Genomic DNA, 25,826 nt, shown 5'->3' with positions numbered 1-25,826 from the left:
CTCCGTTATCAACAACGAAGTGAGAGTACCTCTTTTATTCATTTTATAAAGAAGGAGTACTCTAACGAGGGTGGTACCGCGAGCTAATCCTTCTCGTCCCTTGGGGCTGGAAGGATTTTTTATGTCTATATAGACGCATACGAGGGAGGAAAAGTTTTATGGTAAAGTGGGAAAGTTTAACGCAGGAACAACAATTTGAGGTAGAGCGTCAGCTGGCCGTCATTCGACGCGGTGTTGTCGAAATTGTTCCGGAGGATGAGTTGAAGAATAAAATAGCGAATGCTGTCGTGACTGGAACGCCTTTGAAAGTAAAGCTGGGTCTTGATCCGTCTGCGCCCGATATTCATATCGGTCATACCGTCGTACTTCATAAGCTGCGGCAGTTCCAGGAGCTCGGCCATCAGGTTCAGTTGTTAATCGGCGATTTTACGGGCAGAATCGGCGACCCTACAGGAAAATCGGAAACGCGCAAGCAGTTAACCGAAGAGGATGTAAAAAGGAATGCGGAAACCTACCAGAAACAAATCTACAAGATATTAGATCCGGAGCAAACAAAGCTTTATTATAACTCAGAATGGCTTGCGCCTCTCAACTTTGCCGATGTGGTTAATTTGGCGGCCAAAGTAACGGTTGCACGCATGATGGAGCGTGATGATTTCACCAAGCGTTATACTACGGGCCTGCCGATCAGTATCCATGAATTTTTCTATCCGCTTATGCAGGGCTATGATTCCGTAGCTCTTGAATCAGATGTCGAGCTCGGAGGTACGGATCAGAAATTCAATCTGCTGATGGGCAGAACGCTCCAGAAGGAATACAACAAGCCTGCCCAGGTTGCCATTATGACACCTTTGATTGAAGGTTTAGACGGCGTGAATAAAATGAGCAAAAGCTTGGGCAATTACATCGGTATCGATGAGGAGCCGAATCAAATCTACGGCAAGTCGATGTCGATACCCGATGAATTAATGTATAAATACTACGAGCTTGCAACAGATTTGAACAATGAGGAGCTCGCGGCCTTGAAAGCTGGACTCGAAGAGGGCACGGTGCATCCACGCGATGCGAAAATGCAGCTTGCAGCGACATTCGTACGAATGTACCACGGTGAAGAGGCAGCCAGAGCAGCGGAAAATCATTTCATTACTGTATTCCAGCAGCGTGCGCTGCCAGAAGACATTGAAATGGTGACCCTCTCTGAGGGAGAACTGACTAATGGCCAAATCAATATCGTGAAGCTGCTTACCGTTTTTGCTCTGCAATCTACCAGCAGTGAGGCCAGAAGGAGTGTACAGCAAGGCGCCGTGCGGATCAACGAAGAGAAAATAACGGATATCAACGCTGATGTTTTACCTAAGGACGGTGATATCCTTCAAGTTGGTAAACGGAAGTTTGTGAAAATTAAATTAGCCTAATTGTTCTAATAAAGCTTGTTGAATCGATAAAATTCAACAAGCTTTATTTTTTTTAGAAACAAAAGACCGTTTCAAACGTAATAAATAACGGAAGAGTTAGCAAGTTATGGATTTTATGAGAGGAGGAGGAAGTTGGAGACGCTATTTTTGTCTTGTCTAATCGGCGGAATTCTATATGCACTCGTAAGCGTTATTTTTGGAGATTGGCTGGGGCAGGCGTTAGACGGTGCGCTCGATTTCTTATCGATTGACGGTCATTCATGGCTGTCGCCGACTGCGCTTGTAGGTGGGATAACCGTGTTTGGCGGAGCAGGCGTTATGCTGCAGCGCTACACTGCTTTTGGATCTGCGGCAATTGTGACGGTTGCATTATTAATTGCTCTCCTAGCAGGAACTGCTGTATTTTTCCTCTATATTAAGCCTATGGAGCAAAGTGAAAATTCGATTGCCTTTTCACTGAATGGTATGTCCGGCATGCTAGGGGAAGTAATCGTTCCGATTCCCGCACAAGGTTATGGGGAAGTGATGGTTAAAGTTGGAGCCGGCTTTACGAATCAAATCGCTGCGAGCTTTGATGGGATTGAGATCGCTGGAGGTTCGAGGGTAGTTATCGTTGAGGTAAGAGACAGCACGCTTTATGTTTCGGAAGTGAATTTATCTTAACTTATGCAGCTGAAAGGGGAAATTTGATGCCAGAATATTTTGTTATACCGGCTATTGTAGTCGGGGTGCTTGTTGTACTTGGTCTTGCGTTCTGGGCGCGTTATAAAACAGTGAGTCCGGATGAGGCGATGCTTGTTACAGGATCATTTCTAGGTTCACGTAACGCCAGTACTGATGAGTCAGGCCGCAAAGTGAAAATCATTAGAGGCGGAGGCGCCTTTATTTTGCCCATATTTCAAAAGGCTGAATTTCTTTCCTTGCTGTCGCATAAGCTTGATGTGTCAACCCCGGAGGTGTATACCGAGCAAGGGGTGCCCGTTATGGCGGACGGCGTAGCCATTATTAAAATTGGCGGAGCCGTGGAGGATGTGGCGACAGCGGCAGAGCAGTTTTTGGGAAAACCGACTGAAGCGCTCAAAGGAGAGGCGCAGGAGGTTCTGGAAGGACACTTGCGAGCTATACTCGGCTCGATGACCGTGGAGGAGGTTTACCGAAACCGCGATAAGTTTGCGCAAGAAGTGCAGGGCGTTGCGGCTAAAGATTTGAAGAAGATGGGACTGCAAATCGTCTCCTTTACAATTAAAGACTTACGCGATAAGCACGGTTACTTAGATGCGCTCGGGAAGCCGAGAATTGCCGCGGTTAAGCGTGATGCGGAAATAGCAGAAGCCGAAGCGGTAAGGGATGCTAGGATTCAGAAAGCGCTCGCGGCGGAGGCGGGGCAGAAAGCGGAGCTCGTGCGCGACACCAATATCGCTGAAGCAGAGAAAGAGAAAGAGATGAAGGTTGCTTCATTTAAACGCGATCAGGATACGGCCAAAGCGGAAGCGGATCAGGCTTATTCGATTCAAGAAGCCCGTGCGAAGCAAAGTGTTGTCGAGGAGCAAATGAAAGTCGAGCTCGTGCGTAAGGAACGTGAAATAGATTTAGAAGCCAAGGAAATTTTGCGTCGTGAGAAGCAGTATGATGCGGAAGTGAAGAAAAAAGCCGATGCTGACCGTTATGCGGTTGAACAAGCGGCCGAAGCAAATAAAGCAAAGCAATTGCGTGAAGCTGATGCGCTGCAATACCGTATTGAAGCAGAAGCGAAGGCACATGCCGCACAGAAACGTTTGGACGGCTTGGCTGTTGCGGAAGCAGAAAGAGCGAAGGGAACGGCCGAAGCTGACGTTATACGTCTTCGCGGATTAGCGGAAGCGGAAGCGAAAGAGAAATTGGCGGAAGCCTTCGAGAAGTTTGGCGAAGCTGCCGTGCTTGATATCATTGTAAAAATGCTGCCTGAGCTTGCCGGGAAGGTTGCAGAACCTATCAGCAATATCGATAAGCTGACCGTCGTAGATACGGGTAATGGGGAAGGTGCTGCGCGGCTCAGCAATTATGTTACTTCTTTAATGTCTACCGCACCAGAAATGCTGAAGAGTGTATCTGGAATAGACGTAAATGCGCTGATCAAAGGCCTGACATCCAAAGCGGTGCAAGCGCAGGCGGGCAGCAACCGTCCAATAGATATCAACGCTGAACCTGCAACACCCAAATTGCCTGATCATTCATCCTAGGAGCATGATTTAAACATAAAAAAAACCTTGAACCAATTGGTCCAAGGTTTTTTGTTTATTAACGGCTGTAGAATTCGACGATTTGTTTCTCATCGATATCTTGGGAAAGCTCACCGCGGTCAGGCAGACGAAGGAATTTACCTTCCAAAGCTTGATCGTTGAACTCCAAGTAGTTCGGAAGGTGATGACGGCCTTCCATAGCTTCTTTAATTGTTCTCAGGCTGCGGCTGCGCTCGCGCAAACCGATTACATCGCCAAGAGATACGCTGTAAGAAGCGATATCCACTTTCTTGCCGTTTACTGTTACGTGACCATGTGATACCAACTGACGAGCTCCTGCACGTGAGTTGGAAAGGCCAAGGCGGTAAACGAGGTTGTCAAGACGGCTTTCAAGGAGGCCCATGAAGTTTTCACCGGCTTTACCTTTCATTTTTGCCGCTTTGTCAAACAAGTTGCGGAATTGTTTTTCGTTCAAACCGTACATGTGACGAAGCTTTTGTTTCTCTTGCAATTGAACGCCATAACCGCTCATTTTTTTGCGTTGGTTAGGGCCGTGTTGACCTGGTGGAAATGCGCGTTTTGCAAGTTCTTTACCTGTGCCGCTCAAAGAGATTCCAAGGCGACGGCTTAGTTTAAATTTAGGTCCTGTATAACGTGACATACGTAATATTAACTCCTTCATCAAATAAATTTGTGAATGGGGTTGTGTTTCGCCGAATACGTTCAACGTCCGAGCATGCTCGTCCCTGTGAGGCTAGTCAGCCGCTGGCCTACAGTGAACGTATTTCCTGAGGGTGACACAAAACCGTACGCCCATCTATTCATCAATAAATAATATATGAAATATATAGCCGTTGTCAAGGTTAGAACATGAATTTTAATGATAGGGAAAGAGCATCGAAAGTCCTATATTTTATGGACATCCTAGTGCAAATATCTTAAAAATGGAGTATGATGGTTGTAATATTAAGCGAAAATAGGAAGCTCATCTCCTTGGTTGACAGATGAAAGGGTTGGGGCTGCATGGTTGATAAAATAATTAGCAATTTTGCATATCGTCAAACAGCAACAATCGTGGATACATCAGCAGACTCACAACCGGTTTGGTTCATTAGTGAAGACATTAGCGATGCAGACGAGCCTATGCTAACCCCTTTGTTCCAAGACAGCTTTAATCAATGGGTAAATGAAGCGGCTGGATTAGCCTCATTCGAGGTTGGTGAATTTCTGCTATTCAATAAAGAAGCCATAGAAATCTCCTTCGCCGGTTCACAACAAAGAGAAGCGAACGAAAATGGCAAGGAGACGCTTAAAAGGCTTGTTCGCAGCGCAGTCAGCAATGGCGGGCCATGTATTGAAGAAACAGAAGACAAGTTTATCGCAGCCGTACCGATATGCAGGCGAAATGATGGCTCAGTTTTTTGCGTTCTTGCCTATATGTCCTCGACAGCAGCTCATACGGATCTTATAAATCTGCAAATTTGCGCCTTGCATTTTCGAAGTTGCTTTTACCATAAGTTCGAACAGATTTATGTCAAAGATTTGCTCTTGCAGCAGCATCGGGCAGAGAAAGACGCAAAAAGAAGAGATGCCTTATTTCAAGCAGCAAAGAGGCTGTATGATCAAATTGATGTGGCCTCGGTGATATCAGAATTGCTCCGCAGCTTAGAACAGCTTTATCCGAACTCAGAGGTACATTTGTATCTATCGCAAGATCACTTGAACGGAGATCCTCGCGTGAAACCGCTTGTTTTCAAAAATGCGGAACATGATCTTGTTGCGAAAGCTTTTTTGAACGGAAAGTCGGTGACTGAGCACGATCGCGATGGTTCACTGAGACTAGCGGTGCCAATGACCGGGAAACAAGCTGCTTATGGTGTTTTGTGCTTTTCGATTGGTCCAGGCCTATGGGATGAAGCAGATCTTCCCGCTTTTCTGATGCTGGCAGAGACTTCAGGTTCAGCCTTCGAGAACGCGAAACTGTACGAGCAATCCAATTTGCTAATTAATGAGCTTCGTCTTATCAATGAACTTACGAAGCGTTTGAACCAGTCACTTAAGCTCAAAGATATTTTTCAATTTGCCACCAGCGAGCTTTTGACGATATTCGATGCGGATTATTGCTGTGTTTTGCAGCTCCACAAAGAAAAAAATCAATTTATTGTCATGTCGAGCAATTTTCCTGGACTGACAAATGAGCAATTCTCGCCTGATTATGGTTTTTGCGGGATGGTTTATCGCACGCGTGAACCTTTAATCATATCTGATTATTGGCATACTCGCGTAGTTACCTCCATGCTAATGGACAATACGGCTTCAAGATCACTTATCGCGGCACCCATTATGGTGGATGGAGTGGTAGTAGGTGTTATTCTGGTCACACATAAGATGCCAAATTTCTTCTCGTACGAAAATTATAAATTGCTCCAAGTGATGAGCACTCATATTGGACTTGCGGTAACGAATGCTTCGCTCCATGCTGAAGTACGAAGGATGGTTATCACTGATATCTTGACCGGTCTGCACGCGCGTCATTACCTTAACGAACAAATTCAAAGACGTCAACGGAAGGATCCAATCGGATCTCTCATTCTTGTAGATATTGATCTGTTTAAACGGATAAACGATACGTACGGCCATCAGGTTGGTGATCGGATTCTCATTCAAGTGAGCGACATTGTAAGGAGCGCCATTCGTAATGGCGACATCGCTGCACGCTGGGGCGGTGAAGAGCTTGCCGTTTACCTGCCAGGCATAAGAGCAGAGCAAGCCTATCGAATCGCTGAGCGGATTAGACAGCATGTAGAGAAGGAGACGGATCCAGTCGTTACGGTATCCTGCGGGGTGTCTGAATGGACCTTCGAGGACGAGAAAATAAGCGTGGAATCGTTGTTTTATCGAGCTGACATGGCACTTTACGAAGCCAAGAACAACGGAAGAAACTGTATTTTCGTAGGCCAAAGCTAATCGGTCATTATTTTATCCGCTTAAAAAGAAAAGGATGCCAATTCAGGCATCCTTTTCTTTTTGTTTAAGATGGGAATAAGGAGCTGGCCCGATTGGGAGGATACTATTGAATAGGATGGACGGGGGGTAAAGTTATGAAGCTAAGGCATGCAGGGCAGGCAGCTGTTTTATTATTCGCATTTACGTTCTTCATGGCCGGCTGCGGAAATGTCGGTGATCAGCGTACGCCGGAGGAATGGCTTTCTTTATCTTATTCGGGTCTTGCCGCAACAGATCAATACGCTTTTACAGGATCAATGAGCATCAAGGCGGAGGATGGTTTGGCATTTAAACCTGAAACCTTCGAAGGTAAGGTCGTTGATCATCAGCAATTGACGCTGCAGACGAATAGTGAGGACCCTCTGCATTGGAATCCGGTACAGGTTCTTGAGGCGCTTAATCAATCAAACGAAAATGTGCGTATAGCGAGCAGTAGCGCTGAGCCGGAGACGATCACGCTGGTCATAAAGGAGTCTGCTGAGGTCTCTAAGGAAAGATGGAGAGAACGGCTTCTCAAGCAGCTTGATCAGCTTGGAGCAAATAGACCGGAAGAGAATCGTCCGTATCTCAAAGAATGGACAGAGGAATTTACGCGATCCCGCAATCAGTTAGAGGGTATGCTCGCTTCGCTGCAGGCAGATACGGAATATGAGCTGGTTATTGACCGTGATCGCATGCTTCCGTTGAAAATGGAGGAGAAGACCTCCTTTCATTACAAGAATGATCAAAAGCCCTATTCGGAAACGAGATACACCACGGTCCGCTTTCAGTCGTTCAATGGCGCATCGAGCGAGACTGTTCAGCAGAAGAGAAAACATGTTACGATAGATTAGTTCATGGTTGAAAGTGAGATGGAGCAGTAGTTTAGAAGGAGGGGTTATCTACATGCGCGATCCAAGATTGCAGAAGCTGGCTCAAAATTTAGTCGAATATTCAATCGATGTTCAGCCAGGTGAAAATGTTTTGCTTGACATGATTGGTTCCGACCGAGAATTGACAAAATGCCTCATAGAAGAGGTTGCTAAGCGAGGCGGCAGGCCTTTTGTAGAAACGAGTGATCGATCCGTTCTTCGCACCTTGCTGAAGCATGCCTCTAAGGAGCAAATGGAGCTTTGGTCAGAGCTTGATTTAGAACGGATGAAAAATATGCAAGGTTACATCGCCGTTCGTGCAGGAGACAATGTGAATGAGCTTGCAGGCGTGCCCGAAACGAATATGCGGCTATACGATCAAATTTACAGAAACCCCATACATACGGAGCAGCGCGTTAAAAAAACGAAATGGGTCGTTTTGCGTTACCCGAATGCATCGATGGCACAACTTGCCAATATGAGCACGGAAGCTTTTGAGGATTTCTATTTCGATGTATGCAACTTGGATTATTCCAAAATGGATAAAGCAATGGATCCGCTTCAGGCGCTTATGCAAAAAACGGATCGTGTCCGCATCGTTTCACCGGGTACGAATTTAAGCTTCTCAATTAAAAACATCGGAGCGAAAAAATGCTCAGGTCATCGCAATATCCCCGACGGCGAAGTGTTCTCGGCACCGGTTCGTAATTCTGTGCAGGGCAAGATTACTTACAACGCGCCGAGCGTCTATTCAGGCGTAACGTTTCAGAATATTGCGCTTACGTTTGAAAACGGGAAAATCGTGAAAGCAGAAAGCAATGACACGGCCCGTTTGAACGAGATTTTAGACATGGACGAGGGAGCTCGCTATATTGGAGAGTTTGCAATCGGCTTTAATCCGCATATTTTGCATCCCATGAATGATATTTTATTTGATGAGAAAATTGCGGGCAGCCTGCATTTTACGCCCGGCCAAGCTTATGAGGAAACGGATAACGGCAACAGGTCCGCAGTCCATTGGGATTTAGTGTTAATTCAGCGTCCCGAGTACGGCGGCGGAGAAATTTATTTCGATGATGTGCTTATTCGTAAAGATGGCGTTTTCGTAATTCCCGAGCTGGAAGGATTAAATGCAGAAAATCTAAAATAAGTAATGATTAATCATTGATTTCCTTTGTAATAAATGTAAAATAAAGCGTTTTTCATTTTGCCTCTTGCTGGATACTCTTTTTCAGGTTATCATGGTGACAAAGGTAAGCTTTACTAATTTAACTGGAGGGATTTCCCATGTCTAACAACGCAGCTATCGTAGAAATTTCCCAAACGGCTAGCCAATTCACTTCGTCCATCGTATTGCAAGCCGAGAGCAAATATATCGATGTAAAAAGCATCCTCGGACTCTTCACAACATTGGTAGGCGGACATGCGTACGAATTGCATGTACATGGTCCTGATGCTGAAGAAGCAAAAACAGCTATGGCTAATGTATTTGCTAAGCATAACCTGAACGTCAACGTTATTACGGATTAGTAGGATCATAAAGTTCCCAAATGAGCACCTCTTCATTCTTGAAGGGGTGCTTTTCTGTTTTGACCTTGTATAATCCCTCTTTTTCGTCTAATATAAAGGGTATAGAAGACGGCGGATACGCGCACAGGGGGGAAAACGATGTCTTCACCGGAAATTACGGTACAATTGCATGAGAAAGCGCTTCGTCTCCTTCAGGAAGATGCGAGTAAAATAGAAAAACTAATCGAAGTTCAGATGGAAAATTTGACTACACGTCAATGTCCACTGTACGAAGAAGTGCTGGATACGCAAATGTATGGATTCTCGCGAGAGGTTGACTTTGCTGTTCGCACAGGGCTCATTGCTGAGATGGCAGGCAAGGAAATAGTAAGTAGGCTAGAGAGAAATTTAGCTATGTTATACGAAGCGTTGGAAAAAAAAGAGTAGACTCCTAATGGAGACTACTCTTTTTTTTTGTTCACATCGGCTGACTATACAAGGTAGAAGGCAATGCCTAGGATGACATAAACCATTAAAAGCAGTACGCCTTCGTACCAGTTCGTCTGACCGTCACGCGATACGGATTTGGCGATAAAAACGGATACGCCTATTGCGGTCAATTCAATCGGCGTAAATACGATATCCATCGTGTTGCCGAAGAACGCACTGATGAGGATGAGCACGGGCGCTACGAACAATGCGATCTGCAGACTACTCCCGATGGCAATCTCGACGGCCGCGCCGATCTTATTTTTCATTGCCAATATGACAGCCGCACTATGCTCTGCGGCATTACCGACAATCGCGATGACAAATGCACCTATAAACAGCTCAGACAGTCCAAATTGCGCGCTGAACGCGTCAAGGGTATGTACGAGCCATTCACTCACAAAAGCCACCATAACGGTTGCCAGAAGAAGGAAGGAAATGGACTTCCCTTTGGACCAAGCTGGCTCCTCGCCGTGATCGGCGTTCATAACCTCATCAGAAAGCATATCCTTGTGGGTAACCATGGAGAATAAAAGCCACAAGATATAAGAGACAATCAGGATACCAGCAACCGCAAGACTCAGAAACTGATCTTTTTCAATCGTAAACTTCTCAGAGATGACGAATACGGCTGGCACAAACAGTCCGATGACGGCCATGACCATAAGCGTAGAGTTATGATCCGCCAGACGATTATTAAAGCGCTGCTCCTTGTACTTCAGTCCGCCAAGCAAAATACTTAATCCAAGTACGAGTAAAAGATTTCCGATAATCGCGCCCGTCAAGCTCGCCTTCACCATGGCGAATTGCTGCTCTTTTATCAGAAATATTGCGATAATGAGCTCTGCGGCGTTGCCGAAGGTTGCATTTAGAAAACCGCCAAGCCGTTGTCCGGCATAATGTGCGACACTCTCGGTAGCTTTACCGAGGAAGCCAGCCACAAAGATTATGGCGATCGCTGAAATGACGAACTGCAGCGTGTTGTTCCAATGGGCGAAATGCCCGATCGCACTAAGCAAAAACATAGTAATTAACCCGGAGAAAAACATTTTTTGGTTCATTCTGAACACCTCTTCACGATATGCTGAAAACTTGATAATACTATAGCGGAAATCAACACTCATGTAAACTTTACCAAATGACAAATATTTTACTGTAAATGTATTCTGAAATAGTAGGGTAATTAAGGAAATTTATTTCGATAAAGATAAAGTGCATTAACAAAAGCTTTTTACGTCTCTACTTTGCTGTGATTATGTCCGTCTGCTATAATAAACCTATATGGCAAAATGAGGAGTGAGTCACATGACCGAAGAACTTCAAACAGGTCTTATCCGAATCTCTGATGATGTAGTAGCAACGATAGCTGGACTCGCAGCACTTGAAACACCAGGCATAGCGGCAATGTCAGGCGGCATTTCCGAGGGACTCGCTAAACGGTTGAGTGGAAAGAATGTGCAAAAGGGCGTTTCTGTTGAAGTAGGGACCACAGAGGCTGCGATTGATCTCCGTATCATCGTGCACTATGGTATTCCGATTCAAGAGGTTTGCCGTCAGCTTCAGCTAAACGTGCGTGAATCTGTTGAAAACATGACCGGCCTGCATGTCGTGGAAGTGAACGTGAAAGTGGAAGGTGTCGCCTTCAAAGAAGAAGAAATCGATGATTCGCAGCAGCAGCGCTTGAAGTAGACTAAAGCTTATATGCTTGCAACAAAAAGGACCTCCTACAAAGAAGAGGTCCTTTTTGTTGCAGCTGTGGTTCTGCTATTATTGGCAGTATTCGAGCTTTTATTGTCAGCTTTGTTTGATTCTCTGGATACGCTTAACAGGACCCCCATACACATAAGACAAACGAGCAGCGATGAGCCGCCGTAGCTTATGAAAGGGAGGGTAACGCCTGTCATGGGTATGGCCTTCGTAACTCCGCCAATGTTAATAAAAGCTTGTGTCGCGATCAAGCCGACGATGCCGACACCAACAATGGTGCCATATTGATCGGGACAACGCAAAGCCACAATGAGACCGCGCCACAGAAATAGTAAATAAAAGAGCAGGAAAATCGAGCTGCCGATGAAGCCGAACTCTTCGCCAATGATCGAAAAAATAAAATCATTGTAGGCATATTTCAAATAATGCAGTTTCTGCACGCTCTCACCAAAGCCAGCCCCGGTTATACCGCCATGCCCGAGTGCTTGCAAAGAGGATACCATTTGCCATCCTGTGCCTTGCGCATCGGCAAGAGGATCGGTGAAGGCTGTGAATCGGTCGATCCGGTATTGCCATCCTTCAGGATTAGCTGCCATCCAGATTCCGATGACAGCCGCTGCAAGCAAAGCTAATGCGGAACCGGCTAAAAATAGATGCTTTAAATTCGCGCCTCCCGCCAAGATCATGATGGCTGCACACGTGGCTATTACCAAGCATGAGCCGAGATCGGGCTGCATCATGATCAGAGCGCATATAAAGCCGACAATGACAATGACAGGCATAAGGCCTTTTTTGAAATCGCGAAACTTCTCTTCCTTCTTGGAAATTAATGCGCCAAGGTACAAAATGAGTGCGAGCTTAGCAGGTTCAGTCGGTTGAATACCTAGTGAACCGATACCAAACCAGCTTCTAGCACCATTAATGGACTCGCTCACAAAAGGAACGAGAATGAGCATAATGATGACAGGAATAAATAAAAGCATGAATGCTTTCTTATACACTTGATACCTCATGTTCATCATGAACAGCATAATCAAAGTACCAAGGCCAGCCCACATGAACTGGCGCTTAATAAAGTACAGTGAATCATCAAAGGATACTTTAGCGACGCTCGAGCTTGCGCTGAACACCATTACAAGTCCAAAGCCTAAGAGCAGAAGAGTCAAAATGAGAAGCAGAAAGTCCGGTCTTCCTCGGCTGCCGTTCTGCGTGGCTTTCATGTGCCCACCGTTACGCTAGCAGTTGTTTCAATTGCTGTAGTCGTTGCGTAGCCGTGTTCATGATTGGCTGAGGGACCGGAGATTCATATTCAAGGCCATGCGGGAAAGTGGAGCGTCCGATGTAGACGGATTCAATAATAAGCACGGCATGCGGCGATTCAAGCTTGCCTTCGATTGCGCGTGTAGTAATTCTCAAGTAGTAATCGGAGCCGCTCGCGCGATCCTCTAGTTTCAAGTCGTATGTAGCGCGATAATATTCCCATTGCCAACGGACAAAGCCGACTTTTTCAGCAGATTCGTCTAAATGGTCAAGTTCGCTTTTAACACCGTTTAAGCCGGTATTTTCAATAATCATGGTAGTTCCTCCCAAAGGTTTTGTGAAGCAAAACTGACTTCGCAAGCATATGCTTCCAATTCAAAAGACAGAGTTGTACATTCTTTCTCATGATAGTATGTTTCCCCAGCAAGCGCAACCCTTACTCCCTTCTCTAAGAGCGCTCAAAAGTGACATTTTGAAGAAATGTACGGTACGGGCGGATTCCATGCGACGTATGCTTCCTTAATAAGGCTTATTTCTGGTAAACTAGATGAAATGACTCTTGCGTTTGAAAGAGGAGACTTTCGGGAGAGAGCGACGCGCTGCCGAAGGATAGTCTGGCTAGCGTTAATTCGTTTCAGAAAATGTTAGGAGGTTTGCGATTTGCAGACAGAGGATATCGTAGATCTTGCATTACAGCAGTTGTTTCCAAAAATGATTAAGTGGCGCAGGCATCTCCACCAATATCCGGAGCTATCGTTCCATGAACGTGTAACGTCAAGCTGGATTGCCAGCCAATTAAGCGAACTCGGTATTGAAGTGCGGACCGGAATTGGCGGTCATGGAATCATTGCAGTTATAAACGGCGATTTGCCGGGTCCGATTATTGCGTTAAGGGCGGATATCGATGCTCTGCCAATACAGGATGAGAAAAAATGCGAGTACGCTTCCAAGGTGCCGAACGTTATGCATGCATGCGGTCACGATGCTCATACGGCTACGATGCTTGGAATCGCAACCTATTATGCTGCTAATCGGGCGGGGCTTAGCGGTGAACGCAGGTTATTGTTCCAGCCAGCAGAGGAAGTCACGCCTGGCGGCGCAAAGCCAATGATTGAGGATGGCGCGCTTGATGGCGTAGATGTCATCTATGGCGTACATTTATGGACACCGCTCGACTATGGGTTAGTTGCGTCCAAGCCTGGACCATTCATGGCTGCTGCGGATGAGTTCGTCATCGATATTATTGGGCGGGGCGGTCACGGAGGATTGCCGCATCAAGCCGTTGATGCTATCCTGATCGGCACGGATCTTGTTCAATCCGTACAGTCGATTGTCAGCCGAAATGTGAACCCGCTTCACCCGGCTGTCGTAACGATCGGTTCATTCCAAGCAGGAACTACAAACAACGTGATTGCGGAGCGCTGCCGACTTAAGGGAACAGTCAGATCGTTTGACGAGAAGACAAGAATGATGATCCACGTTCGATTGGAGTCGCTGGTGACGCATGTCTGCCAAATGCACGGCGCTGCGTTCGACTATCAAATGAGAATCGGATATCCGCCAGTCGTGAATGACGAAGAGGAAGCTGCACGATTCTTTAAGGTTGGAGAGTCGTTGTTTGGCGGATCTGCCGTTGTTAGCTCAGAGGCGATTACCGTTGCTGAGGATTTCTCGTATTATTTGGAGAAAGTACCCGGCTGCTTTATGTTCGTTGGAGCGGGCAATGAGAGCAGCGGCGCGACTTATGCCCATCATCATCCGAAGTTCGATATCGATGAGAAAGCGATGCAGCGTGCAGCTAGGCTTCTGATTGAAATGGCCGAGGATTACGCAAGCAGCAAGGGGTCAAAGGTTTAAGCGCAGCTGTTCGAGTATTGAAATGAATATAGGAATAAAAGGATCATTGATTATGAGTATCTAACAAAAAATGCTGCCCTTTGCGATTCTGATCGCAATCGGGCAGCATTTTTTTTGTTATGGAAGTCTTTTCGCTAATTATCCTCCCAGACGGATACTAGCTCGTTATATTGATTGTAAAGCTCAGCAGGATCGGACTGCTTGTTGTTCCAGATATTTGTTGCTCCCCATTGGAGCAAGTCCAAATTCGAGCTGATTGTCTCATCGGCAGAGGAGATGAGCACCTTTTGCTGCGCGTCCAAAACGTACGCCCCAAACGGATAGGTTTGATTGCCGCGGACACTAATAAGCTTCCAGCCATTTATGTCGATGGCTTCATTGGTCGTATTCGTTATGGTAACAAGCTCAGCTTGTTTGTCTACCTCGATAATAATGCCGCTTCTTGCTGCTTTCTTAACGGGGAATTCGGTATGATTGCTTTCAGAAACGATGCTCCACAGACCCTTTTTTGCTTGCTTGGCTTGCTGCTCAAGCTGTTTGTATGCGTTTTCCATCTTGACGTTAGGTTCAACGATAAGAACCTTCGCAAGTCCATTTTCCAGCAGCAGCTCGTTCAGTATCCGGCCATCCTTAAGCTCCACAATAGCTAACATGCGCTCGAATCGATCCTTCTGCTCCTTGTCAAAGGTAAGCCTTATCTCTTGTGATTCGGATAAAAGCTCTTGCGTAAAATCAGAAGCCTCGGGACCAAAAGCCTCAGGCTCGCTGTTTGGGCTTTGGATTTCCGGCGTATCCACATAAAGCAGTCGAACCGTCGTTTCATCGGAACCAGTCTTGATTTTGAAGGTATCTCCATCAATAAAGCCTGTTACTTGATACCATTGGTTCGTTTGAATTACGTTCGAGGAAAGCTCGGAAATGGCCGAGCAGCCGGCTAGCGGCATGCAAATGAGCATGAGGAGAATGATTATAATTCTTTTCATAGATGTGGTACCTCCAGCCCAAAATGCGGTCATAATAAGAACTTCTTATTACTATAACACATTTCGCATTATAAAATCGCGCGGATATTGCAGCTATTCAAGCATAAAAAAGTGTTAATTTTTGCATACTGTCTAGAGGAGCATTCTGTCCGGAACAGTGCGAACGTTGAAGATTTGCTTACAAACCTTAGGAATATGCTTACGATACAGGTTTGTTCCACAAACCTTAGGTTTATGCTTACGAAGCAGGTTTGTGAAACAAACCTTGGATTATGCTTACGATGCGGGTTTGTTCCACAAACCTTGAAGGAGGAGAATGATGCACGATCTTATGGATAGACCAGTAATTGTTCAATCGGATCTATTGGTGCTGCTTGATGAGCGCAAGCCGGATGCAAAGCAAGCTAGAGAGAAGCTCGTTCTCTTCATGGATGCCGTTCGGAGAGCAGGAGCTATCCATACTTACCGAATGACACCATTAACGCTATGGAATGCAGCGGCAACCGGAATATCAGCGGATGATATCGTGGGCTGGCTTACCGCATACAGCCGATATGAGCTGCCTTTTCAGGCAGAAGCCCGAATTAGGAAGCTGGTCGGCAGGTATGGCAAGCTTTGGTTGTCGAACGATTCTGATAGTCTGATTTTACACGGTGATGAAATGATTATGGACGAGCTGTCCGGGCTGGCAAGTATTATGGACCATGTATCTGTTCGTTTGACACGCGGATCGTGGAAACTTAATGAAGAATGCCGCGGCTCATTGAAACAGGAGCTCACACGTCTTGGATACCCTGTGATTGATTTGGCTGGCTATCATGCCGGCGAGGCACTTGAGGTTGAGCTTAGAAAACGTACGCTACGGGATCGTCTGTTTGAATTAAGGGACTATCAGCAATCAGCGGTAGAGCATTTCTATAAGGAAGGAACCGTTCAAGGGGGCAGCGGAGTAATCGTATTGCCCTGCGGAGCGGGTAAAACCATTGTCGGCATTGCGGCATTGGCGCGTTTGGGCAGGGCGACGCTCATTCTTACGTCAAATTCTACTTCAGTTAAACAATGGAAGGATGAACTGCTGGACAAAACATCCTTGCAGGATTCTGATGTTGGACAATATTGCGGTACGTTGAAGCAGGTACGTCCGGTTACGGTAGCTACCTACAATATTTTGACGCATCGAAAATCAAAGGATATGCCGTTCACGCACATGAAGCTGTTCACTGAACGGGATTGGGGTCTTATTATTTATGATGAAGTGCATTTACTTCCGGCACCTGTGTTTCGAATGACGGCCGACATACAGGCTACAAGACGGCTGGGCTTAACCGCAACGCTCGTACGAGAAGATGGCTGCGCAGAGGATGTGTATTCCTTGATCGGACCTAAACAATTTGACATGCAATGGAAAACTGCAGAAGCCAGCTCTCATATTGCGGCTGTGTCCTGTACGGAAATAAAAGTACCTCTACATAAAAATATGTCAGCTTTGTATGCGCAGGCAAGTGCTAGAGCCAAGCTTCGCATGGCTGCTGAAAATCCCGAAAAATATGCGATCGTGAAGCAGCTGCTGCAGGAGCATGAGGGTAAACCTACTCTGATTATTGGACAGTATTTGAATCAGCTGAACGAGCTGTCGGCAAAGTTACAGGTACCATTGCTTACAGGCGAAGTGCCTCAACAGGAGAGGCAAAAGTTGTATGACCGCTTTAAAAAAGGAGATCTATCCGTGCTTATCGTATCGAAGGTAGCGAATTTTGCCGTTGATTTACCTGATGCGGCTGTCGCGATCCAGCTGTCCGGCAGCTTCGGCTCCCGGCAGGAAGAGGCGCAGCGGATCGGAAGATTGTTAAGACCGAAGAGCGGAAACAATCAAGCCTGGTTTTATACGATTGTAACGGACCAAACAAAAGAAACGGAATTTGCGATGAAAAGGCAGCTGTTCATGCTCGAACAAGGCTACCATTATGAGAGGGTTAGCGTTCCTTGCGACGAGGACAAGCATGAGGAGGCTGCAGCTCTATGAGAATAAAACAGCTGCTTGGTAAGCTTTCCTCTGAACGAATGGAAAGTTTTATGCAAGCATCAGTGTGGCATTCAGCGCGTAATAAGGGGCTTACTTGGGAGCAAGCAGCCGTAGATCACGAGAGTATCCAAGAAGCGGCTGCAAGACTGACGCCGCATGCTTCTGAAGTGATAAAAGAATTTGCACGTCATTTCGCAGCCGTCCCAATCGAAGGCGAACAGCTAATTCGGAAGCTGCGAAAGTGCACCTCTTTATCCGGCGCGGAATGTCAGCTTGGAGTCGCTGAGCTGGCAGATGCGGGCATCTTATTCTCCGTACAAAAAATATGGGGAGAGAACCTTTATTTTTTACCAGTGGAATGCTTCATTGGTTGGCAAAAGGTATTTTTCCCATACAAACCCGAGCAGCTAACATCCTTTGAGCGGGAAAGACTAATGAATGGGGCTATGCGTCCCTTTTGTCGGCCTTTTAGCAGGCAGCTCCTTAGCGCATTCGCTGTACTAGGGCTAAGCGGATTAGGACTTACATTGAACGGTACGCTTCCCAAAAAAACAGTGAGCAAGCTGATTCAGTCAGTTGATTTAGATGAGCGTTGGTTAAAATCATTCGAATTAAAATGGTCTCATGCCGATGCTTATCCTTTGCAAGCAGCCTTCATTCTGGAAGCGGCATCCGCACTTGGTTTGCTCACGGTTGTAAAAGGATCACTCAAGTGGAACGAAGCCATGCTCCACCAATGGCTTAAGCTCGAAAACGCTGCGCGGGAAATACAAATAATGGACTGGTGTTTAGCACTGCTGCTGCCATCAGGGATTGGTAATGCTCATATGGCTGCGTCCATGATGGGCCTGCAGTCGGGGCAATGGCATTCAAAGAGCAGCATAGATTTATGGTTCGTTGATCTACATCCTGCCGCACCTTCAGGCAATGAAGCTAGCGGCCAAAGCGTCTCTGCTAGTAGCAACTGGTGTGAATTATGGCATAGCATGGGCTGGATTGACCTTGTCGATTGCGAGCATGCGAATGGAAAAGAGCTTTTCTTCAGATGGAATTCAGCTGTGCCTTGGCATGATCGGGAGCAGGAGCGAGCAACGGAGCATCCATCTTATGTTACTGTCCAGCCTAACGGAGAAATGATCGTAGAGTCAGAGTGCCCATTTTGGATACGGTGGGAGCTGGAACTGCTTGCGGAACGGAAATCGGATGAGCAGGTTACGGTTTATCAGCTGGAAGCCGCCGCAGTTTCCCGGGCTTTGGAGCAGGGAAGAACGCTTGCGTCTATTCAAAGCTTTCTTCGGGAGGCTTCTGGTGCGCCGATGCTGCCGTCCACTGTAGAGGTTTTACTGGATGCATGGACAAGCCGTGCTTGTCGTACTTCTTTTGCAGAGGTGGCCCTGCTTCGTTGTGATAACGCTGAGATGGCTGCGATTATTGAGAGTGATGTGAAAATTGCGCCATTTCTGAAGCAAAAGCTTGGTTCCTTAGATTTTATAGTTGAACAAGGACAAATCAGCGAAATCAGACGTTTGCTGCAAAAAGCCGGCTACCCTGCACGTAAATCGGTTGAATCCGAATCCTCGCGAGATGAGAACGCAGCCATCTCATTCCCAATATTTAATAGGGAACAGGGCCATCAGAATGAACAGCAGACAATTGAAGGAACGATTACAGAACCATCTTATTTTATTTATGAAGCATTTCCCCTTCATCATTTTGAGCTCAATAATCAAGTTGGGAAGGAAAAGCTTCAATCCTGGTCACAGCGGGAGCGAGTACCTTCCATGTGGATAAAGCAGCTCCGTACGTATCACCATTCCACAAGAAGAGAACTCATTGAGCAGGCTCTGCAATGGCAAACTCCGATTCAACTGCGCATGGAGCAGGGGCTTCGTTCATTCGTGCCTGAGAAGCTTGAGCTTCAGGACGAAGGATGGGCCGTCGTCGGATTGCTTCGTGATGATCCGCAGCCACAAACAATCCGGCTCACTCCGGATATGTGGGAAGAAATGCGCCTCATCATTCCAGGTCAAGAAAGCCCAATATAATCTCTATCAATTGGTAAAGCGAATATGATATGATACTCTTGAATGAAGCAATTGAAATGAGGTGGATGAATGCCAACTGCTGAAGGTTTAACGGCTATTCAGTTGGAGCAACCGCAAGGCGGCGTTTCTTCTCTCGATATGGCGTCGCTGCTGCTCTGTGCCTATGAACTAGGAGATTGGATTAATCAATCGGCGGAAGTAGCCGATTATCTATATTGGAAGAATGCTGTGAGCGAGGACGATGAAGTCAAGCAAATGACGAAGCGTTTCGCGAAGGCGAAGGAACTGTTTGTCGAATGTGAGCGATTTGGTCGCTTTCATCCGGATTATAACGAAGCAAAGGACAAAGTGAAGCAGATCGAGCGGGAGCTGAGCGGTATCGAAAGCGTTCGTCGCTTTAAACTTGCCGAGCAGGCCGTAGATGAAATGCTCTATGATGTTTCTCGCACGATCGCGGAGTCCGTTTCGGACAATATTAAAGTGCCTGGCAATGAAAAGGCTGCGGGCGGCGGCAGCTGTGGAAGCGGCGGCTCATGCAGCTGCGGAAGCGGCGGATGCAGCTAAGTTAGATGCTAGGTACGGTTAAGGGCATGTTTACGAAGCAGGTTTGCAGAGCAAACCTCAGCATAGGCTTATGAGTCAGGTTTGTTGAGCAAACCTTTTAGGAGGGAAAAGATGCTACCGGAACGAACGGGTTATATCGTATGGGTAAGTGATTTGAAAGCGGCGCGATCACTGGAGAGGTTCGGGACGGTTCATTATATGTCACGCAAGATGCATTACGTCGTGATGTATATGAATGCGGAACGCTCTGAAGAGGCTGTGCGGCAGATGGGTAAGCTTTCTTACGTTCGCAAGATAGAACGTTCGTACCGCAATGAAATCAAAACCGAATACAGCAAAGACAGTGAAGATAAAACAAGGTTTTACAGCCTGTAAGCAGGTTAAGCGGCTGATACTTTCTATCTTCATTTCGTAATCGTATATATGCGCATGAAAAAAAGACGCTTCTCCGTGTCGATTAACGCCGAGAAGTGTCTTTTTTTACAACGAATTATCCAATAACTTACAAAAATGGTCGTACTTTAATTTATTGTTGTAATCTCGGACAATCATGATAGAATGGAATTAAATTCATAGTATAAAAGCCCTGGGTCCTAGGAAGGAGTAAGATGCGCAGTGAAAGATAAAATGACGAGAAGATGGAGTACATATGAGTCGTTTTATATTGATCTAGGTGATAAGAAAGTAGCGGATATCGTCATCACAAACCATGCCAAAAGCCGTTGGCTGGACCGGATTGAAAGTGAGAAAACCGGGTTTGAAGATATTGCTGAATTTCTATGGGAATGCTTAAAGCAGGGACGCATCGAGCCGTACTATCGCAACGAGCAAGATGTTTATTTAATTGATGACGATCTGGTCTTTGTTGCTGAATTTGCTGAATCACTGACGGAAACGGATATTACAGGAGTTCCCTTACATAAAATGATCATAGTAACCTTCCTTGGACGAATGTCTGAGACCATTGAGCTTAGAGACCTAAAGTCCTATTATTCATGGCTTCGTCATTCTAGGCGAATGACTCTCGTTAAGAGCAGCAGAAAACGCAAATAAGGCATTATAACTATATAAACAGTATCTGAGCATGCAATCCAAAAAAGATTGCATGCTTTTTTTGTTGAGGTTGTAAGAATCCGTACAAGGTTTGTAGTATAATAAGCACCAGAAGAAAGGATGATCGATCATGGCGCTTAATTTTCATCAGCTTCACATTTTCTGCACGGTTGCAGAACGTGGCAGTTTCTCCGCTGCGGCGCAATCTTTACATATGACTCAGCCTGCCGTAACGATGCAAGTACAGTCGTTGGAAGATTATTTTGGCACAAAGCTGCTTCAGCGGTCTACGAAACGAATCGAGCTGACGGAAGCGGGAAGGGCATTAATGCCTTACGCCCAGCGCAGCATCGATTTAATCAGAGATACAGATCAGGCGATGTCTGCGTTCACAAAACAATTAAAGGGCCGATTGCAGCTCGGTTCCAGCTTGACGATAGGGGAGTATATTTTACCGCGGCTGCTAGGACCGTTCGGGCAGGAATATCCGCATATCTCAATAAGCATGAAAGTTATGAATACATCACAAATAATGGAAGATATTTTAAACCATCAGCTTAATTTTGGATTGATCGAGGCTCCGGTTAACCATCCTGACATGCATATGGAAGCCGTCATGAACGATGAACTCAGGCTCATCGTATCCAAATCACATCCGCTAGCAGACCGTGCTTCTGTTACCTTAGAGGAAGCGATGGCCTTCCCGTTCGTCCTGCGCGAGCAGGGCTCGGGAACTAGGCTTGTGATGGAGGAGCAGCTTAGAAATAAAAATATAGATCCTGCTTCTATGAAAATCGTCATGGAGCTCGGCAGCACAGGCGCCGTGAAATCGGCTGTTGAAGCCGGCTTAGGCATATCGTTTGTCTCGTCCTCATCCGTTAAGCATGAGGTTGCGCTCGATTTAATAAGAATGATCAAGGTATCAGACTCGAAGTTCCAGCGGCAGTTCTATTCGATCTATCTGAAATCGGCTATATTGCCGATATCCGCCGTAACATTCTTGTCGTTTTTGAGAGAGAGGGATTTGCAGCAATGGCTCTAGCGCACGGACTTGCTGATCTGCATACACACACGACTGCATCGGATGGCATGCACAGCCCTGCTGATAACGTCAAGTTGGCAAAAGAAGCTGGACTTTCCGCGATTGCGATCACTGATCATGATACGGTCACGGGAGTAGCAGAAGCGCTGTTAGAAGGCGAGAAACTCGGTATTATTGTTGTGCCTGGAGTTGAGGTGAGTACGGTTGCTGCCGGTACGGATATACATATTCTAGGTTATTACACGAATAACGACGACGAAAAATGGCTCTCGAGACTCGCAAGCTTGCGCGGTGTAAGAGATCAACGAAATGAAATGATTGTCGACAAGCTGAATGAGCTGGGTATATCCCTAACGATGGATGATGTGCTTGCGGCCGCTCATGGAGACCGTACGATAGATTCATTAAGGTCGGCTGCCGTCAGCATCGGTCGTCCGCATATTGCTGCGGCGCTTATCCACAAAGGTGCCGTATCGAATATGAAGGAAGCCTTTGACCGTTATTTAGCTGCGGGTGCCGCGGCTTATGTCAATCCACCAAGGCTGAACCCGTTTGAGGCGATTGACTGGATTCAGGAAGCTGGAGGCACAAGCGTTATTGCGCATCCTGGATTATACAACAACGATTCTTTAGTGGAAGAGATCATACGCTACGGCGCCCAGGGCATTGAGGTGTATCATTCCGATCATGGACAAGAGGAAGAGCGCAGATATGCGGAGCTTGCAGCCAGCTATCAATTGATAGCTACGGGGGGATCGGATTTTCATGGCTCGCGGCAGGGTGTTGTTTTTCATGGTGCAGTAGGCAGTCGTACGGTAAGTATTGACGTACTGCAGGCGCTTCTGCCTTCATGGAGGAGAGCTCGGAATGACATCTAGGCTTTATACAATTAAGGAAGCATCTCTGCGTACAGGCGTATCCACACAGCTTATTCGCAAATGGGAAGAGCGATACGAAGCCGTAAAACCTGAGAGAATGACGAATGGCTATCGCAGTTATTCGAAACAGGATATCGATACGCTGCTCTGGCTGAAAGGACAGGTTGATGAAGGCGTTCCGATCGGAATGGCTGTTCTGGAATGGAAAAACGGCCTTGAAGCAGCTGCCGCGGAAGCGGATGTAGGGAGTAGGGATACTGCTGGACAGCATCATACGGGACGGCAGCAAGAGCTTTATATACCGGTTTCTCCGGATTGGAGCAAGCCGATAGATTACCTGCTGCAATGCTTTATGCATTTGGATCTTAGCAATGCGCAGCGATTTTACGAGCAGCTGCTCACCATGTATCATTTGGAGCATCTTCTTTTAAATATTTTAGAACCGACGCTTGTTGAGCTAGGAGAGCGCTTAGAGCGTGGAGACATATCAGAGTACCAAGAGCATTTCGGGAGCCATTTCATTCGTGATAAAGTGCTAGCGATTCGCAGCTTGTTTCGGCCTAACAACGATAGCCCGCTGCTGGTGACGGCATGCGGTCCGGGCGAGCGCCATGAGCTCGGTATTCTGTTCATTGGTTTTTTTGCACAGCAGGAGGGCTTCCGCGTAGTCTACCTCGGGAGCTGGCCTTCAGAAAAAGGGATTTTCGATTGTTTGGGTGAGGTAAAGCCGGCCGCCTTTACGTTCAGCTTTTCCACCGCGGAGCGTTTGGAGTCAGCGCAAGCATTCTTGCTTAAGCTTGACCGAATGATTCAAGAGAGTCAGTTAACGACTAAAGTGTTTATTGGTGGAAGAGCGGTTTATGAAGATGGATTACTGTCCGGAGCAGAGCATGTGTTTCTGGTTACGGGGGATGGCAAGCGCTGCATCGAAAAAATAAAAACACGGCTTCTTATTCCTTAAGAATAAGAAGCCGTGTTTTTGCTTTTGAGAGAAGTGTTTCAGAAAACTTCGGGTCTATTTCATCACGCAAGCAAGCGATTTTATCCGCTGCTCGTCCGGTGTAATATACAATGTTTTCTGGTTGTCATAGATAACGAAACCGGGCTTAGCGCCGCTAGGCTTACGGACATGTCGTATGGTCGTATAATCGACTGGTATGGAGCTGGAATCGCGAGCCTGGCTGTAATGGGCAGAAAGCATGGCTGCCTCCTCAAGCGTAGCGTTTCCAAAGTCTCCGCCCCGTATGACGACATGTGAGCCTGGAATATCCTTTGTATGCAGCCATGTATCTGAAGGCGACGCAAGCCGATTCGTCAAATACTCGTTTTGTGTGTTGTTTTTGCCGACATAGATCGTGGCCCCCTCGGAGGATGTGTAACAAAGCAAGGAAGGCTTGAGCGTTTTTTTCTTTTTTGGTCCACGCCGGCCGCGCTCTTTCATGTAGCCCTGCTCCACTAGCTCATCACGAATCTCCCCGATATCGCCAAGAGAAGCGTTATCGACCTGCTGCAGCAAGGATTCAAAATATTGAATTTCAGTACGTGCGATGTCCATCTGCTCAGCGACGATGGACAAGCTGTTTTTGTGTTTAGTATAACGCCGGAAATAGCGCTGGGCATTGTCTGAAGGCGTCAGATGCGGATCAAGCTCAATGGTAACCGAACTTTGTTCTTCATCATAAAAGTTGATTAGCTCAATGGAAGTATCCCCGCGCTTCATTTGATGCATGTAAGCGGTGAGGAGCTCGCCGAGTACTCTGTATTTCTCAGCATCCTTGGCTTCTACGAGCGTATCCTCAAGCTTTTTAATTTTTGTGATGTTTTTTGCTTTCTCATTTTGAACGAATCGGATGAGATCTGCTGCACGTTGTTTTACGGTATCGCGCTCGGCTTTATTGCCGTAAAAGCCTTCAAGACAAGCGCTGACATCCGCGAAAAATTCGGCTTCACCCTCGATATGCGTAAGCTCCGTAACAGAGAAAAAAGATTTTCCGGTGTCCGGATTTGTTTTGATCATAGGCGTGTACTGCTCACTGTTCACTTGCTGGATAAAGCTGGAGAAGCTGCTCCATGCCTGTTCCAAGCTTTGTGGTAAGCCTTCTTCTAATGATTCTGCGCCAGCCTGTGCGCGGTATACTAGCTCCTTCGCGAGTAAGGGGCTGAAGCCGCTCAACTTATCAACTAGTCTTTTATGCATAGGCGAAGTTTCATCCGTATCGCTCAGCGCATTCAAAAACGCCTGTTCGGTATCAAGTGCCAGCGGATCAATCTTTCCTTGCTCTGGAGGCGGAGCGTAGCTGCTGCCAGGCAATACGATACGGTGGCTGCTGATGGCAGGTGTAACATGATGAATACCGTCAAGAATCATCCCAGTAGCTTTGTCCATCAAAATAATATTGCTGTGGCGGCCCATAATCTCGATAACAATCGTTTTGTTCGACAAATCGCCGAGCTCGTCCCGATGCTTGACTTCGATATGGATAATACGCTCTCGCCCGATTTGTCTAATGGACTCAATGACGCCACCCTCGCAATGCTTCCGAAGCAGCATGCAGAACATAGGAGCTTCCATCGGATTGACGTAAGTGCCTGTTGTCCAGTGGACGCGGGGATAGGTGGGGTTAGCAGATAGAAGCAGCTTGCCCTGCATGCCGCCGCCCCGAATGCTGAAAATGAGTTCATGATTGGTAGGCTGATGAATTTTATGTATACGCGCGCCAACGCAGCGCTGCAGGTCTTGCGTAATTGCATGGGTGACGATACCGTCTAATGCCATGGTGTGTGTTCCTCGCTTCCTTGGTCTGTCTTTCTCTATCATGCCATAGTTGAGCCAAAAACTTAAGTCCTTTAAGGGATATTTTATGGGCTGTCCGAATACATTTACCCTAGAAGGCTGTCCGAAGGGCTGGCGTCGTGTCTGCTTGG

At 46.6% G+C, this 25,826-nt stretch carries 24 protein-coding genes and 1 other annotated feature (1 of these 25 only partly in view); of the genes, 18 read left to right on the top strand and 6 right to left on the bottom strand.

Annotated elements, in window-relative coordinates:
• Window positions 1–104, top strand: a binding site (T-box leader); it begins 198 nt to the left of the window's first position.
• A gap of 54 nt (window positions 105–158) precedes the next feature.
• The 3 genes from tyrS to RCO25_RS03045 all read left to right on the top strand — a co-directional run bounded on the left by tyrS (window position 159) and on the right by RCO25_RS03045 (window position 3,634).
• A complete protein-coding gene (gene tyrS / locus RCO25_RS03055) occupies window positions 159–1,415 on the top strand; it encodes a tyrosine--tRNA ligase (protein ID WP_308994660.1) in 1,257 nt (418 codons plus the stop codon).
• A gap of 132 nt (window positions 1,416–1,547) precedes the next feature.
• Window positions 1,548–2,078, top strand: coding sequence for an NfeD family membrane protein (locus tag RCO25_RS03050; RefSeq protein WP_308994659.1), 531 nt, complete (start codon window positions 1,548–1,550; stop codon window positions 2,076–2,078).
• A 26-nt stretch (window positions 2,079–2,104) separates the two neighbouring features.
• The gene (locus tag RCO25_RS03045) at window positions 2,105–3,634 is read left to right on the top strand and encodes a flotillin lipid rafts scaffold protein FloT (protein WP_308994658.1); all 1,530 of its coding nucleotides are present in this window, start codon (window positions 2,105–2,107) and stop codon (window positions 3,632–3,634) included.
• 58 nt (window positions 3,635–3,692) lie between these two features.
• Here RCO25_RS03045 and rpsD read toward each other — a convergent pair whose 3' ends face one another.
• The gene (rpsD, locus tag RCO25_RS03040; protein WP_308994735.1) at window positions 3,693–4,295 is read right to left on the bottom strand and encodes a 30S ribosomal protein S4; all 603 of its coding nucleotides are present in this window, start codon (window positions 4,293–4,295) and stop codon (window positions 3,693–3,695) included.
• Between the two features lie 362 nt (window positions 4,296–4,657).
• Between rpsD and RCO25_RS03035 the strand changes: the two genes are divergently transcribed.
• From RCO25_RS03035 to RCO25_RS03015, 5 genes are all read left to right on the top strand, one after another.
• The gene (locus RCO25_RS03035) at window positions 4,658–6,601 is read left to right on the top strand and encodes a sensor domain-containing diguanylate cyclase (protein ID WP_308994657.1); all 1,944 of its coding nucleotides are present in this window, start codon (window positions 4,658–4,660) and stop codon (window positions 6,599–6,601) included.
• Window positions 6,602–6,735: 134 nt separating this feature from the next.
• Window positions 6,736–7,473 (top strand): hypothetical protein, encoded by a 738-nt coding sequence (locus RCO25_RS03030; RefSeq protein WP_308994656.1) that lies wholly within the window; start codon window positions 6,736–6,738, stop codon window positions 7,471–7,473.
• Window positions 7,474–7,525: 52 nt separating this feature from the next.
• Entirely contained in the window at window positions 7,526–8,641 is a 1,116-nt protein-coding gene (locus tag RCO25_RS03025) for an aminopeptidase (RefSeq protein ID WP_308994655.1), read from the top strand.
• A gap of 137 nt (window positions 8,642–8,778) precedes the next feature.
• Window positions 8,779–9,021, top strand: coding sequence for an HPr family phosphocarrier protein (locus RCO25_RS03020; protein WP_183561958.1), 243 nt, complete (start codon window positions 8,779–8,781; stop codon window positions 9,019–9,021).
• Between the two features lie 138 nt (window positions 9,022–9,159).
• Window positions 9,160–9,447, top strand: a complete 288-nt coding sequence (locus tag RCO25_RS03015; RefSeq protein WP_308994654.1) for an Fpa/YlaN family protein — start codon at window positions 9,160–9,162, stop codon at window positions 9,445–9,447.
• Between the two features lie 44 nt (window positions 9,448–9,491).
• Here the strand turns inward: RCO25_RS03015 and cax are convergent, their stop codons facing one another.
• Window positions 9,492–10,550, bottom strand: a complete 1,059-nt coding sequence (gene cax, locus RCO25_RS03010; RefSeq protein WP_308994653.1) for a calcium/proton exchanger — start codon at window positions 10,548–10,550, stop codon at window positions 9,492–9,494.
• A gap of 244 nt (window positions 10,551–10,794) precedes the next feature.
• Between cax and RCO25_RS03005 the strand changes: the two genes are divergently transcribed.
• The gene (locus tag RCO25_RS03005; protein WP_308994652.1) at window positions 10,795–11,178 is read left to right on the top strand and encodes an Asp23/Gls24 family envelope stress response protein; all 384 of its coding nucleotides are present in this window, start codon (window positions 10,795–10,797) and stop codon (window positions 11,176–11,178) included.
• Between the two features lie 35 nt (window positions 11,179–11,213).
• Here the strand turns inward: RCO25_RS03005 and ftsW are convergent, their stop codons facing one another.
• Window positions 11,214–12,416: a putative lipid II flippase FtsW gene (ftsW, locus tag RCO25_RS03000; RefSeq protein WP_308994651.1), complete on the bottom strand. Its 1,203-nt coding sequence runs from the start codon at window positions 12,414–12,416 to the stop codon at window positions 11,214–11,216.
• A 10-nt stretch (window positions 12,417–12,426) separates the two neighbouring features.
• Window positions 12,427–12,771 (bottom strand): YugN family protein, encoded by a 345-nt coding sequence (locus tag RCO25_RS02995; RefSeq protein ID WP_183561949.1) that lies wholly within the window; start codon window positions 12,769–12,771, stop codon window positions 12,427–12,429.
• Between the two features lie 345 nt (window positions 12,772–13,116).
• Between RCO25_RS02995 and RCO25_RS02990 the strand changes: the two genes are divergently transcribed.
• A complete protein-coding gene (locus RCO25_RS02990; protein WP_308994650.1) occupies window positions 13,117–14,313 on the top strand; it encodes a M20 family metallopeptidase in 1,197 nt (398 codons plus the stop codon).
• Between the two features lie 134 nt (window positions 14,314–14,447).
• Here the strand turns inward: RCO25_RS02990 and RCO25_RS02985 are convergent, their stop codons facing one another.
• Window positions 14,448–15,296: a thermonuclease family protein gene (locus RCO25_RS02985; RefSeq protein ID WP_308994649.1), complete on the bottom strand. Its 849-nt coding sequence runs from the start codon at window positions 15,294–15,296 to the stop codon at window positions 14,448–14,450.
• Window positions 15,297–15,627: 331 nt separating this feature from the next.
• On the opposite strand from RCO25_RS02985, the gene RCO25_RS02980 reads away from it, so the two are divergent.
• The 8 genes from RCO25_RS02980 to RCO25_RS02945 all read left to right on the top strand — a co-directional run bounded on the left by RCO25_RS02980 (window position 15,628) and on the right by RCO25_RS02945 (window position 23,862).
• Window positions 15,628–17,319 (top strand): DNA repair helicase XPB, encoded by a 1,692-nt coding sequence (locus RCO25_RS02980; RefSeq protein WP_308994648.1) that lies wholly within the window; start codon window positions 15,628–15,630, stop codon window positions 17,317–17,319.
• Window positions 17,316–19,364: a helicase-associated domain-containing protein gene (locus RCO25_RS02975; RefSeq protein WP_308994647.1), complete on the top strand. Its 2,049-nt coding sequence runs from the start codon at window positions 17,316–17,318 to the stop codon at window positions 19,362–19,364. Before RCO25_RS02980 ends, RCO25_RS02975 begins: the two co-directional genes overlap by 4 nt.
• 69 nt (window positions 19,365–19,433) lie before the next feature.
• Window positions 19,434–19,928 carry a YlbF/YmcA family competence regulator gene (locus tag RCO25_RS02970; protein ID WP_308994646.1) on the top strand — a complete coding sequence of 165 codons (495 nt, stop codon included), beginning with the start codon at window positions 19,434–19,436 and terminating at the stop codon, window positions 19,926–19,928.
• Window positions 19,929–20,039: 111 nt separating this feature from the next.
• A complete protein-coding gene (locus RCO25_RS02965; protein WP_138751699.1) occupies window positions 20,040–20,303 on the top strand; it encodes a YlbG family protein in 264 nt (87 codons plus the stop codon).
• Between the two features lie 240 nt (window positions 20,304–20,543).
• The gene (locus tag RCO25_RS02960; protein WP_308994645.1) at window positions 20,544–20,981 is read left to right on the top strand and encodes a hypothetical protein; all 438 of its coding nucleotides are present in this window, start codon (window positions 20,544–20,546) and stop codon (window positions 20,979–20,981) included.
• A gap of 130 nt (window positions 20,982–21,111) precedes the next feature.
• Window positions 21,112–22,023: a selenium metabolism-associated LysR family transcriptional regulator gene (locus tag RCO25_RS02955; protein WP_308994644.1), complete on the top strand. Its 912-nt coding sequence runs from the start codon at window positions 21,112–21,114 to the stop codon at window positions 22,021–22,023.
• Window positions 22,014–22,901: a PHP domain-containing protein gene (locus RCO25_RS02950; RefSeq protein ID WP_308994643.1), complete on the top strand. Its 888-nt coding sequence runs from the start codon at window positions 22,014–22,016 to the stop codon at window positions 22,899–22,901. The genes RCO25_RS02955 and RCO25_RS02950 overlap by 10 nt, the downstream gene beginning before the upstream one ends.
• A complete protein-coding gene (locus tag RCO25_RS02945; protein ID WP_308994642.1) occupies window positions 22,891–23,862 on the top strand; it encodes a MerR family transcriptional regulator in 972 nt (323 codons plus the stop codon). Before RCO25_RS02950 ends, RCO25_RS02945 begins: the two co-directional genes overlap by 11 nt.
• 54 nt (window positions 23,863–23,916) lie before the next feature.
• Here the strand turns inward: RCO25_RS02945 and RCO25_RS02940 are convergent, their stop codons facing one another.
• Window positions 23,917–25,677: an Rqc2 family fibronectin-binding protein gene (locus tag RCO25_RS02940; protein ID WP_308994641.1), complete on the bottom strand. Its 1,761-nt coding sequence runs from the start codon at window positions 25,675–25,677 to the stop codon at window positions 23,917–23,919.
• Between the last annotated feature and the right edge of the window lie 149 nt (window positions 25,678–25,826).

The sequence above is a fragment of the Paenibacillus sp. LHD-38 genome (assembly GCF_031157315.1).
In the GTDB taxonomy this organism is placed as follows: Bacteria; Bacillota; Bacilli; order Paenibacillales; family Paenibacillaceae; genus Pristimantibacillus.
This window is presented reverse-complemented; position numbering and strand designations above follow the sequence as displayed.

What these genes read in the sequence shown, in the direction of transcription:
- tyrS (WP_308994660.1), top strand. Translation starts at nt 159, where the DNA reads ATGGTAAAGTGGGAAAGTTTAACGCAGGAACAACAATTTGAGGTAGAG.
- RCO25_RS03045 (WP_308994658.1), top strand. Translation starts at nt 2,105, where the DNA reads ATGCCAGAATATTTTGTTATACCGGCTATTGTAGTCGGGGTGCTTGTT.
- rpsD (WP_308994735.1), bottom strand. Translation starts at nt 4,295, where the DNA reads ATGTCACGTTATACAGGACCTAAATTTAAACTAAGCCGTCGCCTTGGA.
- RCO25_RS03035 (WP_308994657.1), top strand. Translation starts at nt 4,658, where the DNA reads ATGGTTGATAAAATAATTAGCAATTTTGCATATCGTCAAACAGCAACA.
- RCO25_RS03030 (WP_308994656.1), top strand. Translation starts at nt 6,736, where the DNA reads ATGAAGCTAAGGCATGCAGGGCAGGCAGCTGTTTTATTATTCGCATTT.
- RCO25_RS03025 (WP_308994655.1), top strand. Translation starts at nt 7,526, where the DNA reads ATGCGCGATCCAAGATTGCAGAAGCTGGCTCAAAATTTAGTCGAATAT.
- RCO25_RS03020 (WP_183561958.1), top strand. Translation starts at nt 8,779, where the DNA reads ATGTCTAACAACGCAGCTATCGTAGAAATTTCCCAAACGGCTAGCCAA.
- RCO25_RS03015 (WP_308994654.1), top strand. Translation starts at nt 9,160, where the DNA reads ATGTCTTCACCGGAAATTACGGTACAATTGCATGAGAAAGCGCTTCGT.
- cax (WP_308994653.1), bottom strand. Translation starts at nt 10,550, where the DNA reads ATGAACCAAAAAATGTTTTTCTCCGGGTTAATTACTATGTTTTTGCTT.
- RCO25_RS03005 (WP_308994652.1), top strand. Translation starts at nt 10,795, where the DNA reads ATGACCGAAGAACTTCAAACAGGTCTTATCCGAATCTCTGATGATGTA.
- ftsW (WP_308994651.1), bottom strand. Translation starts at nt 12,416, where the DNA reads ATGAAAGCCACGCAGAACGGCAGCCGAGGAAGACCGGACTTTCTGCTT.
- RCO25_RS02995 (WP_183561949.1), bottom strand. Translation starts at nt 12,771, where the DNA reads ATGATTATTGAAAATACCGGCTTAAACGGTGTTAAAAGCGAACTTGAC.
- RCO25_RS02985 (WP_308994649.1), bottom strand. Translation starts at nt 15,296, where the DNA reads ATGAAAAGAATTATAATCATTCTCCTCATGCTCATTTGCATGCCGCTA.
- RCO25_RS02980 (WP_308994648.1), top strand. Translation starts at nt 15,628, where the DNA reads ATGGATAGACCAGTAATTGTTCAATCGGATCTATTGGTGCTGCTTGAT.
- RCO25_RS02975 (WP_308994647.1), top strand. Translation starts at nt 17,316, where the DNA reads ATGAGAATAAAACAGCTGCTTGGTAAGCTTTCCTCTGAACGAATGGAA.
- RCO25_RS02970 (WP_308994646.1), top strand. Translation starts at nt 19,434, where the DNA reads ATGCCAACTGCTGAAGGTTTAACGGCTATTCAGTTGGAGCAACCGCAA.
- RCO25_RS02965 (WP_138751699.1), top strand. Translation starts at nt 20,040, where the DNA reads ATGCTACCGGAACGAACGGGTTATATCGTATGGGTAAGTGATTTGAAA.
- RCO25_RS02955 (WP_308994644.1), top strand. Translation starts at nt 21,112, where the DNA reads ATGGCGCTTAATTTTCATCAGCTTCACATTTTCTGCACGGTTGCAGAA.
- RCO25_RS02950 (WP_308994643.1), top strand. Translation starts at nt 22,014, where the DNA reads ATGGCTCTAGCGCACGGACTTGCTGATCTGCATACACACACGACTGCA.
- RCO25_RS02945 (WP_308994642.1), top strand. Translation starts at nt 22,891, where the DNA reads ATGACATCTAGGCTTTATACAATTAAGGAAGCATCTCTGCGTACAGGC.
- RCO25_RS02940 (WP_308994641.1), bottom strand. Translation starts at nt 25,677, where the DNA reads ATGGCATTAGACGGTATCGTCACCCATGCAATTACGCAAGACCTGCAG.